This window comes from Pseudomonas sp. B33.4, from assembly GCF_034555375.1.
Classification (GTDB): Bacteria; Pseudomonadota; Gammaproteobacteria; order Pseudomonadales; family Pseudomonadaceae; genus Aquipseudomonas.
The window spans coordinates 4913260-4925906 of sequence record NZ_CP140706.1 but is presented as its reverse complement, the minus strand read 5'-3'; the positions used below and the strand labels follow the sequence as shown (position 1 = coordinate 4925906).

Sequence of the window (12647 nt, the reverse complement as noted above, 5' to 3'; positions counted from 1 at the left end):
GTTGACGGCAGATTCAGGATGTCTATAATTCGCCCCACTTCCGGCGCAGTCGAAACGGAAAACTCCTTGAGATTTAATGAGTTAAGTAGGTTTCGATAGCAGGTTGCTTCGGTTCATCGAAGCGCAGAAAGAAGTTGAAAAAGAGGTGTTGACAGCAGCGTGTAACGCTGTAGAATTCGCCTCCCGCTTCGGAGAGATCTGAAGCGCAAGTGGTTGAAGTTGTTGAAGAATTCTTCGAAAACTTCTGAAAATAATCACTTGACAGCAAATGAGGCTGCTGTAGAATGCGCGCCTCGGTTGAGACGAAAGATCTTAACCAACCGCTCTTTAACAACTGAATCAAGCAATTCGTGTGGGTGCTTGTGGAGTCAGACTGATAGTCAACAAGATTATCAGCATCACAAGTTACTCCGCGAGAAATCAAAGTTGTAACCAACGATTGCTGAGCCAAGTTTAGGGTTTCTTAAAAACCCAAAGATGTTTGAACTGAAGAGTTTGATCATGGCTCAGATTGAACGCTGGCGGCAGGCCTAACACATGCAAGTCGAGCGGATGAGAGGAGCTTGCTCCTGGATTCAGCGGCGGACGGGTGAGTAATGCCTAGGAATCTGCCTGGTAGTGGGGGACAACGTTTCGAAAGGAACGCTAATACCGCATACGTCCTACGGGAGAAAGCAGGGGACCTTCGGGCCTTGCGCTATCAGATGAGCCTAGGTCGGATTAGCTAGTTGGTGAGGTAATGGCTCACCAAGGCGACGATCCGTAACTGGTCTGAGAGGATGATCAGTCACACTGGAACTGAGACACGGTCCAGACTCCTACGGGAGGCAGCAGTGGGGAATATTGGACAATGGGCGAAAGCCTGATCCAGCCATGCCGCGTGTGTGAAGAAGGTCTTCGGATTGTAAAGCACTTTAAGTTGGGAGGAAGGGCAGTAACTTAATACGTTGCTGTTTTGACGTTACCGACAGAATAAGCACCGGCTAACTCTGTGCCAGCAGCCGCGGTAATACAGAGGGTGCAAGCGTTAATCGGAATTACTGGGCGTAAAGCGCGCGTAGGTGGTTCGTTAAGTTGGATGTGAAATCCCCGGGCTCAACCTGGGAACTGCATTCAAAACTGTCGAGCTAGAGTATGGTAGAGGGTGGTGGAATTTCCTGTGTAGCGGTGAAATGCGTAGATATAGGAAGGAACACCAGTGGCGAAGGCGACCACCTGGACTGATACTGACACTGAGGTGCGAAAGCGTGGGGAGCAAACAGGATTAGATACCCTGGTAGTCCACGCCGTAAACGATGTCAACTAGCCGTTGGGAGCCTTGAGCTCTTAGTGGCGCAGCTAACGCATTAAGTTGACCGCCTGGGGAGTACGGCCGCAAGGTTAAAACTCAAATGAATTGACGGGGGCCCGCACAAGCGGTGGAGCATGTGGTTTAATTCGAAGCAACGCGAAGAACCTTACCAGGCCTTGACATCCAATGAACTTTCCAGAGATGGATTGGTGCCTTCGGGAACATTGAGACAGGTGCTGCATGGCTGTCGTCAGCTCGTGTCGTGAGATGTTGGGTTAAGTCCCGTAACGAGCGCAACCCTTGTCCTTAGTTACCAGCACGTTATGGTGGGCACTCTAAGGAGACTGCCGGTGACAAACCGGAGGAAGGTGGGGATGACGTCAAGTCATCATGGCCCTTACGGCCTGGGCTACACACGTGCTACAATGGTCGGTACAAAGGGTTGCCAAGCCGCGAGGTGGAGCTAATCCCATAAAACCGATCGTAGTCCGGATCGCAGTCTGCAACTCGACTGCGTGAAGTCGGAATCGCTAGTAATCGTGAATCAGAATGTCACGGTGAATACGTTCCCGGGCCTTGTACACACCGCCCGTCACACCATGGGAGTGGGTTGCACCAGAAGTAGCTAGTCTAACCTTCGGGAGGACGGTTACCACGGTGTGATTCATGACTGGGGTGAAGTCGTAACAAGGTAGCCGTAGGGGAACCTGCGGCTGGATCACCTCCTTAATCGACGACATCAGCTGCTCCATAAGTTCCCACACGAATTGCTTGATTCATTGAAGAAGACGAAAGAAGCAGCCCGAAATTGGGTCTGTAGCTCAGTTGGTTAGAGCGCACCCCTGATAAGGGTGAGGTCGGCAGTTCGAATCTGCCCAGACCCACCAATTTTGTGTGGGAAACGCCTGTAGAAATACGGGGCCATAGCTCAGCTGGGAGAGCGCCTGCCTTGCACGCAGGAGGTCAACGGTTCGATCCCGTTTGGCTCCACCACTACTGCTTCTCTTGTATAAAGCTTAGAAATGAGCATTCCATCATTATGATGGTGAATGTTGATTTCTAGTCTTTTGATTAGATCGTTCTTTAAAAATTTGGGTATGTGATAGAAAGATAGACTGAACGTTACTTTCACTGGTGACGGATCAGGCTAAGGTAAAATTTGTGAGTTCTCTTAGTTGAGAAATTCGAATTTTCGGCGAATGTCGTCTTCACAGTATAACCAGATTGCTTGGGGTTATATGGTCAAGTGAAGAAGCGCATACGGTGGATGCCTTGGCAGTCAGAGGCGATGAAAGACGTGGTAGCCTGCGAAAAGCTTCGGGGAGTCGGCAAACAGACTTTGATCCGGAGATGTCTGAATGGGGGAACCCAGCCATCATAAGATGGTTATCTTGTACTGAATACATAGGTGCAAGAAGCGAACCAGGGGAACTGAAACATCTAAGTACCCTGAGGAAAAGAAATCAACCGAGATTCCCTTAGTAGTGGCGAGCGAACGGGGACTAGCCCTTAAGTGGCTTTGAGATTAGCGGAACGCTCTGGAAAGTGCGGCCATAGTGGGTGATAGCCCTGTACGCGAAAATCTCTTAGTCATGAAATCGAGTAGGACGGAGCACGAGAAACTTTGTCTGAATATGGGGGGACCATCCTCCAAGGCTAAATACTACTGACTGACCGATAGTGAACTAGTACCGTGAGGGAAAGGCGAAAAGAACCCCGGAGAGGGGAGTGAAATAGATCCTGAAACCGTATGCGTACAAGCAGTGGGAGCAGACTTTGTTCTGTGACTGCGTACCTTTTGTATAATGGGTCAGCGACTTATTTTCAGTGGCGAGCTTAACCGAATAGGGGAGGCGTAGCGAAAGCGAGTCTTAATAGGGCGTCTAGTCGCTGGGAATAGACCCGAAACCGGGCGATCTATCCATGGGCAGGTTGAAGGTTGGGTAACACTAACTGGAGGACCGAACCGACTACCGTTGAAAAGTTAGCGGATGACCTGTGGATCGGAGTGAAAGGCTAATCAAGCTCGGAGATAGCTGGTTCTCCTCGAAAGCTATTTAGGTAGCGCCTCATGTATCACTGTAGGGGGTAGAGCACTGTTTCGGCTAGGGGGTCATCCCGACTTACCAAACCGATGCAAACTCCGAATACCTACAAGTGCCGAGCATGGGAGACACACGGCGGGTGCTAACGTCCGTCGTGAAAAGGGAAACAACCCAGACCGTCAGCTAAGGTCCCAAAGTTATGGTTAAGTGGGAAACGATGTGGGAAGGCTTAGACAGCTAGGAGGTTGGCTTAGAAGCAGCCACCCTTTAAAGAAAGCGTAATAGCTCACTAGTCGAGTCGGCCTGCGCGGAAGATGTAACGGGGCTCAAACCATACACCGAAGCTACGGGTATCACCTTCGGGTGATGCGGTAGAGGAGCGTTCTGTAAGCCTGTGAAGGTGAGTTGAGAAGCTTGCTGGAGGTATCAGAAGTGCGAATGCTGACATGAGTAACGACAATGGGTGTGAAAAACACCCACGCCGAAAGACCAAGGTTTCCTGCGCAACGTTAATCGACGCAGGGTTAGTCGGTCCCTAAGGCGAGGCTGAAAAGCGTAGTCGATGGAAAACAGGTTAATATTCCTGTACTTCTGGTTATTGCGATGGAGGGACGGAGAAGGCTAGGCCAGCTTGGCGTTGGTTGTCCAAGTTTAAGGTGGTAGGCTGGAATCTTAGGTAAATCCGGGATTCTAAGGCCGAGAGCTGATGACGAGTGTTCTTTTAGAACACGAAGTGGTTGATGCCATGCTTCCAAGAAAAGCTTCTAAGCTTCAGGTAACCAGGAACCGTACCCCAAACCGACACAGGTGGTTGGGTAGAGAATACCAAGGCGCTTGAGAGAACTCGGGTGAAGGAACTAGGCAAAATGGCACCGTAACTTCGGGAGAAGGTGCGCCGGTGAGGGTGAAGGACTTGCTCCGTAAGCTCATGCCGGTCGAAGATACCAGGCCGCTGCGACTGTTTATTAAAAACACAGCACTCTGCAAACACGAAAGTGGACGTATAGGGTGTGACGCCTGCCCGGTGCCGGAAGGTTAATTGATGGGGTTAGCTAACGCGAAGCTCTTGATCGAAGCCCCGGTAAACGGCGGCCGTAACTATAACGGTCCTAAGGTAGCGAAATTCCTTGTCGGGTAAGTTCCGACCTGCACGAATGGCGTAACGATGGCGGCGCTGTCTCCACCCGAGACTCAGTGAAATTGAAATCGCTGTGAAGATGCAGTGTATCCGCGGCTAGACGGAAAGACCCCGTGAACCTTTACTATAGCTTTGCACTGGACTTTGAATTTGCTTGTGTAGGATAGGTGGGAGGCTTTGAAGCGTGGACGCCAGTTCGCGTGGAGCCATCCTTGAAATACCACCCTGGCAACTTTGAGGTTCTAACTCAGGTCCGTTATCCGGATCGAGGACAGTGTATGGTGGGTAGTTTGACTGGGGCGGTCTCCTCCTAAAGAGTAACGGAGGAGTACGAAGGTGCGCTCAGACCGGTCGGAAATCGGTCGTAGAGTATAAAGGCAAAAGCGCGCTTGACTGCGAGACAGACACGTCGAGCAGGTACGAAAGTAGGTCTTAGTGATCCGGTGGTTCTGTATGGAAGGGCCATCGCTCAACGGATAAAAGGTACTCCGGGGATAACAGGCTGATACCGCCCAAGAGTTCATATCGACGGCGGTGTTTGGCACCTCGATGTCGGCTCATCACATCCTGGGGCTGAAGCCGGTCCCAAGGGTATGGCTGTTCGCCATTTAAAGTGGTACGCGAGCTGGGTTTAGAACGTCGTGAGACAGTTCGGTCCCTATCTGCCGTGGACGTTTGAGATTTGAGAGGGGCTGCTCCTAGTACGAGAGGACCGGAGTGGACGAACCTCTGGTGTTCCGGTTGTCACGCCAGTGGCATTGCCGGGTAGCTATGTTCGGGAAAGATAACCGCTGAAAGCATCTAAGCGGGAAACTTGCCTCAAGATGAGATCTCACTGGAACCTTGAGTTCCCTGAAGGGCCGTCGAAGACTACGACGTTGATAGGTTGGGTGTGTAAGCGCTGTGAGGCGTTGAGCTAACCAATACTAATTGCCCGTGAGGCTTGACCATATAACACCCAAGCAATTTGCTTGCTTCGAGCTGAAAAGCGAAAGAGCACCAGATTGCGGTGTGTGAAGACGAAACGAACCGAAAGTTCGACTGCACCTAAAAAGGCAGCACAAGACACCGAAAACTACCACATACCCAATTTGCTGAAGCGAGACCATAAGGTCACGACTCGGTACCCGAATTTCTTGACGACCATAGAGCGTTGGAACCACCTGATCCCATCCCGAACTCAGCAGTGAAACGATGCATCGCCGATGGTAGTGTGGGGTTTCCCCATGTGAGAGTAGGTCATCGTCAAGATTAAATTCCGAAACCCCAATTGCGAAAGCAGTTGGGGTTTTGTTTTGCCCGCAGGAAAGTTTATCCGGGATAAAAGTTTGTGAAGATAATCAGGTACAAATGTAAAGCCCCGTCGCAATGGAAATTGCGACGGGGCTTTTTGCATTACCGTCAGCAGATGCGCGGCTAACCCTCGTTCAGCTCAACTTTACCTATTGAAGTGCTGACTTCGGTCATGTGTCGGCGACCGTAGACTTCGTATGTACGGCTGCCGTCATCGCTGTTCGGTTTACGCAATGCCAGTTGCGCGAACAAACCATTCTTTTCGCTGTAACTGCCGAACCAGTCGATCAAGGCGCCGATGTAACAATCATTGCCAATGAAGACCGGCAGGTCGGCGACTTTTTCAATGCTGTAATGCGCCGGGCCAAAGCTGTAGTAATCGTTTTCACCGGCGCCGGTAGCCGGAATAGGGCAGAGCGGTTCTTTTGATGGGATAGCGGCGCTTTCATTTACTTTGGCCATTGCCAGATTGAGCGCTCGGTGCAGATCGGGTTCGAGTTCAAACGTGCTGTTGCCATCATCTTTGTGTTGAAGAACGGGCACGTCGAGTTCATAGCGATAACGGATTGTCACCGTAGGCACCAGGACGTTGATTTTCAGCGGGTTGAGCAAGTAGACCCGATCAACACCGTATTCGCTGTTTCGATAAGCCGCGTAAGTCTTGCCGCGCAGGCTTATCCAGTCCACCGACTGATTGGCGCCGCGATCGTTGGTATAGAACAGCGAACTTTCGGGTTCAACAGAACGTTTGACGAACCGTTCGCCGTCGCGCCGCCAGGTTTCCACATAAGTGAACAGGCCGGTGCCGCCGGCGTAAGTATTTACAATCAGATCGCGTTGCCCGTCTTCATCCAGATCCCGCAAGGTGTAAGACGTCAGGCCGGTCTCGGCAGCGTCAGTGATCCGCGAAGCGCTCAACGCTCTCCATTCATTGGCAGTAACGTCTTTGGGCTGCGCTGTCGGAAAGTGTGTTATCGAAGAGTCATCTTCATTGGCATCGCCGTCAAAACCGCCGGCAGCTGTTTTGACGGCGAGCGCGGCGAGTGCTCGGTCCAGCGCAAATTCGGGATCATCTTTACTGGCGGCCTGAATCCGCTTTTGCAGATCGTCCAGCGCCTGTTTATCTAGATCATCCGGCTGATAGGCAACCGCTGCCTGCCACTGTGCCAGCAACGATTGCAGACGCTCGCTGTAGTTACGGTCAAGGCATGCAACGTCGTCGGCGCATTCATTACGTACTTTCAACCACAGCCGTTGAGTGTGCTTGAGTTCAGCTTGTGCGGGAACGGAGGCTTTGAATAACTCCCGATAAACCGCGCCCATCTGCGCATCCAGCTCATACAACGATGTGTTCGCGCAAACCGTGTTTTCGACGGCATTCGCCGCTTTTGTGCAGTCCATTCCCGCCGCTAATGTTTGCTGAATAAACAGCAACGCACAGACAGACGTGATGCAGCGTCCTTTGATGTACACGATGTAAGCCTTGTAGTGGGAAGTTGTACCGGCGTGCAGGGTAATCGTTGGGCGAGGAATCTTGAAGCGCCGGCTTCAGGGAACAGCACTTGTGGCCGATAACCCATTCGGTGACTTAAACGTCGCGCGAAATCGCTTGATAGCATTTGGCCGCCAGCTATCATCTGCGCGCCTGAAATTGCCCTCACTTCAATTGCCTGGAAATCTTCGATGCTGTCGTATCACCAAAAGAGTTTTCTGATCGTCGATGATTTCTCGGATTTCCGCAGTTCCGTGCGTTCGATGCTGCGTGAGCTCGGGGTCAAGGACGTCGATACCGCCGACACCGGTGAGCAGGCGCTGAAGATGTGTGCGCAGAAGTCTTACGATTTCATCCTGCAGGATTTCCATCTTGGGGACGGCAAGAAGAACGGCCAGCAGGTACTCGAAGACCTGATGCTGGAAAAGCTCATCAGCCATGAAGCGGTGTTTGTCATGGTCACGGCCGAGACCAGTCAGGCGATGGTGCTCAGTGCCCTGGAGCACGAGCCGGATGCGTACCTGACCAAACCGTTCAACCGCTCAGGCCTGGCCCAGCGCCTGGAGCGTCTGGAGCAGCGCAAGACGTTGCTCAAGCCGATTCTGCAAGCCCTCGACCGTGGCAAACCGGTCGAGGTGCTCAATGCCTGCATCGCCCTGTGCAAGCAGGACATCCGCTATTCGCCGCTGTGCCTGCGCTACCGCGCCGATGCGTTGCGCGACATGAACCAGAACGAAGCGCTGGAACGGCTTTACGACAGCATCATCGCTGACCGGCCGTTGCCATGGGCGTTTGCCGGACTGGGCAAGTTGCTGTTCAAGCGTGGGCAAGTCGCCCAGGCCAAAGGCGTCTATGAAAAGGCGCTGAAGGTGTTTCCGATGATGCCGTCGTTGTACGACGGTATGGCCGACGTGCTGGTTGCCGAGGGTGATACCAAAGGCGCGCAGCAGGTGCTGGAAGAGGCCATTCGGCTGTCGCCACTGGCGGTACGTCGCCAGGCCTTGCTCGGTAAACTTGCGATGACCAACGAAGATTTCGACACCGCCTCGCGTGCTTATCGCCAAGCGGTATCGCAAGGTGCACAGTCGCGCTTCAAAGATCCGGAAAGCAACCTCGGCTTGGCTCACGCGCTGATCAGCAAGGGCAGTGAGCGCGGTCTCGACACACGCACGCGGCTGGAGATCAACACCACGCTCAGTGCGGTGGCCAAAGAGAACCCGACCGACCCGGGCCTGCAGATTCGTGCGCGCCTGATGAAAGCCACCAGCCTGTTGCTCAACGATGCTGAAACTGCCGACAAGCTCACCGAACAAGCGCTGATGCGTCTCGACGGCATGGAGCAGTTCATGAGCCCGGAAGCCGCGCTGCTCGTCGCCAAGCAGTTGCAAATGCTCGGTCAGGCCGAGGCGGGCACCTCGATGCTCAAGAGCTGTGCGGAGATCTACGGTGATGATCCGGCGGTGATGAAAGACATCGCCAAGCTCACCGACGACCCGACTATCCTCAGCTCCAGCAACGCCGCTGCCGACCTCAACCGTCAGGGCGTGCGCGTGTACAAGACCGGCAATCTGGTGGAGGCCCGCGAGGTATTCCGCAAGGCGCTGAAGATGCAACCGAAGAACATCAGTATCGCGCTGAACATGGCCCAGTCGCTGCTGCACGGCACTGACACCAGTGCGCCGTCGGCGGAGCTGGAAGAATGTCGGGCCTGCCTGAAAATGGTTGGCCTGATGCCCGACACCGACGCGCGTTTTGCGCGTTATCAGAAGCTGAAAAGCAAGGCGTTTGGCGAATGAACCACGACAAGCAGGCTCTGGATTTTTCTACGGTGATCGCCTCCACCGTCCATGACATGAAGAACTCGCTGGCCATGCTGATGCAGGCCCACAGCCAATGGCTGGCGCGCTTGCCGCAAGAATTGCGCGAAGGCACGGAGCAGGGCGTGATCGACTTCGAGTTCGCCCACCTCAACGGCATGCTGGTGCAGTTGCTCGGGCTGTATAAGCTCGGCGTCAACCAGATGCCGCTGCAACCGGCCTATCACGAGCTCGACGACTTTATCGAGGCGCAACTGGCGGCGCATCAAGAGGTGTTTGCCAGTCGCGGGATCATCGCCACGTATGAAGTTGATCCGTTGAGTCCGCTGGGTTTCTTCGACCGTGAATTGATTGCCTCAGTGCTCGGCAACTGCATCAACAATGCGATTCGCTATGCCCGCGAGTCACTGTTGATTACTGTCAGCGACGAGGCCGGACAATTGGTGCTGAGCATCAATGACGACGGCGACGGTTACCCGGCCGAGATGCTCGAGCGCCAGGCCGATTACGTGCAAGGCATCAACCACAGCAGTGGCAGCACCGGACTCGGTTTGTATTTTGCCAATCGCATCGCAGCGCTGCATCAGCGCAACGGTGTTGAAGGTCGCACCGAAATCCGCAATGGCGGCCCACTCGGTGGCGGGGTGTTCAGCCTTTATCTGCCGTGACGCGCCTTTTTGTTTGACGCTGCTTGATATTCCGAACAGCCGAAGCCTATTTTGTACGGGTCGCCGTTCGCGGCTCGCACAATAACAAGGATTGCGTCATGACAACCGATGGCCAGCGTTCACTCGCGCAGCGATTGACGGGCATTGATGAGATTGAATGTGTCACGCCGGATTTGAACGGCGTACCACGGGGCAAGGTGATGACCGCCGAGGGTTTCCTCGAAGGGCGGCGTTTGCAGTTGGCGCGGGGTGTGCTGCTGCAATGCATCATGGGCGGTTACCCGGCCGCGCGGTTTTATGGCAGCGATGACGGCGATCTTGCGCTGATTGCCGAGCCCTCCCAGATCCATCGCCTGCAGTGGAGCGACGATCCGCGCGCCCTGGCCATTTGCGACGCCGATGAACTGAGCGGCGAAAGCTCCAATCTGTCGACCCGTGGCCAGCTCAAGAAGGTCATTGCCCGTTATGCCGCGCTTGGCTTGACGCCGGTGGTGGCGACCGAACTGGAATTCTTTGTCTTCGCGCCGAACACCGATCCGACCCAAGCGTTCCGTCCGCCAGTCGGCCTCGACGGGCGCCGCGAGGATGGTCAGTCGGCGTTCAGTGTCAGCTCCAATAACGGTCTGCGGCCGTTCTTCAACGAAGTCTATAAATGCATGGCGGCTCTCGGTTTGCCGCGCGATACCTTCATGCATGAGATGGGCGTCAGCCAGTTCGAGATCAATCTGCTGCACGGCGATCCGCTGCTGCTTGCCGACCAGACATTCCTGTTCAAGCACCTGCTCAAGGAGGTCGCGCTCAAGCATGGCCTGACCGTGGTGTGCATGGCCAAGCCACTGGCGCACACGCCGGGCAGTTCGATGCACATTCACCAAAGCATCGTCGACAGCAGCGGCAAGAATGTCTTCAGTGACGAGCAGGGTGAGCCGACGGCGATGTTCCGCCACTTCATCGGTGGTCAGCAGGCAGGCATGGCTGATTTCACCGCGCTGTTTGCACCCAATGTGAACTCCTATCAGCGTCTGTGCCATCCGTACGCATCACCGAATAACGCGTGCTGGTCCCACGACAACCGCGCGGCCGGGCTGCGCATTCCGGCCAGTTCGCCGGTCGCGCGGCGGGTCGAAAACCGTTTGCCGGGCGCCGATGCCAATCCGTATCTGGCGATCGCCGCGAGTCTGGCCGCCGGTTTGCATGGCATCGAGCATGAACTGGAACCGAGCGAAGCCATTCAGGGCGAGTTCGAGGTGCCGGACAATCTTTCGTTGCCATGTACTTTGCACGCCGCCCTCGAGCGTCTGAAACGTAGTCAATTGGCCAGGGAACTGTTCGGACAGGAGTTCATCGAAGGCTACATCGCTTCGAAGACCATGGAGTTGACCAGCTTCTTTGATGAAATCACTCCCTGGGAACGGCGTGTTCTAGCAGCCCAGGCCTGACGAACTGTCGCCACCGGGCTATCGTTTTGATAGCCCGGTCTTTACTGCAAGGAGCCGCTCGGAACGCCGATGCGCCAAATCTGGAAATCCTTTCGAGCGCTGTATTTCGCCTCGCTGATGATGTTGATCGGCTCGGGCCTTCTATCCACTTATCTGGCATTGCGTCTGGCTGCTGACAACGTCGACGGCCTCTGGGTCGGTGCGCTGATGGCGTGCAATTATTTCGGTCTGGTGTTGGGCGGCAAGATCGGCCACCGCCTGATCGCGCGGGTCGGGCATATCCGTGCCTATTCGGCGTGTGCCGGGATTGTCGGCGCGGCGGTGCTAGGCCATGGTCTGGTCGATTGGTTGCCGGCGTGGCTGGTGCTGCGGACCATCGTCGGTCTGGGCATGATGTGCCAATACATGGTGATCGAGAGCTGGCTCAACGAGCAGGCGGATGCCAATCAGCGTGGCCTGGTGTTCAGCGGTTACATGATTGCCTCGTACCTTGGTCTGGTGCTCGGCCAACTGATTCTGGTCATGCATCCGGGCTTGGGCCTGGAACTGCTGATGCTGGTCGCGCTGTGCTTCGCGCTGTGTCTGGTGCCCGTGACGTTGACCCGACGGATTCACCCTGCGCCCCTGCACCCGGCGCCGATGGAACCGCGCTTCTTTATCAAGCGCGTGCCGCAGTCGCTGAGTACGGTGCTCGGTGCCGGTTTGATCATCGGTTCGTTCTACGGCCTGGCGCCGTTGTATGCCTCGCAACAAGGGCTGACGACCGAGCAGGTCGGTCTGTTCATGGGTAGCTGCATCTTTGCCGGTTTGCTGGTGCAGTGGCCGTTGGGCTGGTTGTCCGATCGTTACGATCGGGCGCTGCTGATACGCTGCTTTGCCGGTTTCCTGGCGGTGGCGGCATTGCCGTTGGCGGTGCTGCCACAGGTCCCGCTGGAGGTGTTGTTCGGGGTTGGTTTCCTCTGTTCGCTGGTGCAGTTCTGTCTATATCCGCTGGCGGTGGCGTTCTCCAATGACCATGTGGAAGGTGATCGTCGGGTGTCGCTGACGGCGATGTTGTTGGTGACCTACGGGGTCGGCGCGAGCATCGGGCCGTTGCTCGCGGGTGTGCTGATGAAGCTGTTCGGCAGTCAGAGCCTGTACGCGTTCTTCAGCTTCTTCGCGCTGGTGCTGGTGTGGCGGATCCGGCCGAAAGCCGTGACCAATCTGCATCAGGTCGACGACGCACCGCTGCATCACGTAGCCATGCCCGACAGCATGTCCAGTTCGCCGCTGGTGGCAGCGCTTGATCCTCGAGTAGACGAGCAGGTGGTGCAGGAGCAGATGGTGCAGGACCCGGTGCAAGCGCCGACTCCCGAGCCGGAGACAGAGCCCGATGCGCAGCCAGAGCCTGCAGCAGAAGCGGAATCGGATAGCAGTAGCGACAAGCCTGCTCCGGATCTCAGCGGCGGCAGACCTTGAACTGAA

General features: G+C 55.1%; 5 protein-coding genes, 2 tRNA genes and 3 rRNA genes. 9 read left to right on the top strand and 1 reads right to left on the bottom strand.

Going from position 1 to position 12647, the window contains the following annotated elements; genetic code table 11:
* Positions 1-483 precede the first annotated feature (483 nt).
* From U6037_RS21680 to rrf, 5 genes are all read left to right on the top strand, one after another.
* A 16S ribosomal RNA gene (locus U6037_RS21680) occupies positions 484-2020 on the top strand.
* Positions 2021-2101: 81 nt separating this feature from the next.
* Positions 2102-2178, top strand: a tRNA-Ile gene (locus tag U6037_RS21675).
* Between the two features lie 30 nt (positions 2179-2208).
* A tRNA-Ala gene (locus tag U6037_RS21670) sits at positions 2209-2284 on the top strand.
* A gap of 247 nt (positions 2285-2531) precedes the next feature.
* Positions 2532-5425 (top strand): 23S ribosomal RNA (locus U6037_RS21665).
* A gap of 184 nt (positions 5426-5609) precedes the next feature.
* Positions 5610-5725, top strand: a 5S ribosomal RNA gene (rrf, locus tag U6037_RS21660).
* Together the 16S, 23S and 5S rRNA genes with 2 tRNA genes alongside form the textbook arrangement of a ribosomal RNA operon.
* Before the next feature lie 165 nt (positions 5726-5890).
* Here the strand turns inward: rrf and U6037_RS21655 are convergent.
* Complete coding sequence (locus tag U6037_RS21655) at positions 5891-7201, bottom strand: lysozyme inhibitor LprI family protein (RefSeq protein ID WP_322844477.1); 1311 nt, start codon at positions 7199-7201, stop codon at positions 5891-5893.
* A gap of 249 nt (positions 7202-7450) precedes the next feature.
* Here U6037_RS21655 and U6037_RS21650 point away from each other — a divergent pair, with 249 nt between their 5' ends.
* The 4 genes from U6037_RS21650 to U6037_RS21635 all read left to right on the top strand — a co-directional run bounded on the left by U6037_RS21650 (position 7451) and on the right by U6037_RS21635 (position 12641).
* Complete coding sequence (locus U6037_RS21650; RefSeq protein WP_322844476.1) at positions 7451-9055, top strand: response regulator; 1605 nt, start codon at positions 7451-7453, stop codon at positions 9053-9055.
* The gene (locus U6037_RS21645) at positions 9052-9744 is read left to right on the top strand and encodes a HAMP domain-containing sensor histidine kinase (RefSeq protein ID WP_322844475.1); all 693 of its coding nucleotides are present in this window, start codon (positions 9052-9054) and stop codon (positions 9742-9744) included. The genes U6037_RS21650 and U6037_RS21645 overlap by 4 nt, the downstream gene beginning before the upstream one ends.
* Before the next feature lie 200 nt (positions 9745-9944).
* A complete protein-coding gene (locus U6037_RS21640; RefSeq protein ID WP_322847352.1) occupies positions 9945-11183 on the top strand; it encodes a glutamine synthetase family protein in 1239 nt (412 codons plus the stop codon).
* A gap of 69 nt (positions 11184-11252) precedes the next feature.
* Positions 11253-12641 (top strand): MFS transporter, encoded by a 1389-nt coding sequence (locus tag U6037_RS21635; protein ID WP_322844474.1) that lies wholly within the window; start codon positions 11253-11255, stop codon positions 12639-12641.
* The last annotated feature ends 6 nt before the right edge of the window (positions 12642-12647 follow it).

Bases quoted from the DNA above. Each gene is read 5' to 3' on its own strand.
- U6037_RS21635 (WP_322844474.1), top strand. From the start codon at position 11,253: ATGCGCCAAATCTGGAAATCCTTTCGAGCGCTGTATTTCGCCTCGCTG.
- U6037_RS21645 (WP_322844475.1), top strand. From the start codon at position 9,052: ATGAACCACGACAAGCAGGCTCTGGATTTTTCTACGGTGATCGCCTCC.
- U6037_RS21640 (WP_322847352.1), top strand. From the start codon at position 9,945: ATGACCGCCGAGGGTTTCCTCGAAGGGCGGCGTTTGCAGTTGGCGCGG.
- U6037_RS21650 (WP_322844476.1), top strand. From the start codon at position 7,451: ATGCTGTCGTATCACCAAAAGAGTTTTCTGATCGTCGATGATTTCTCG.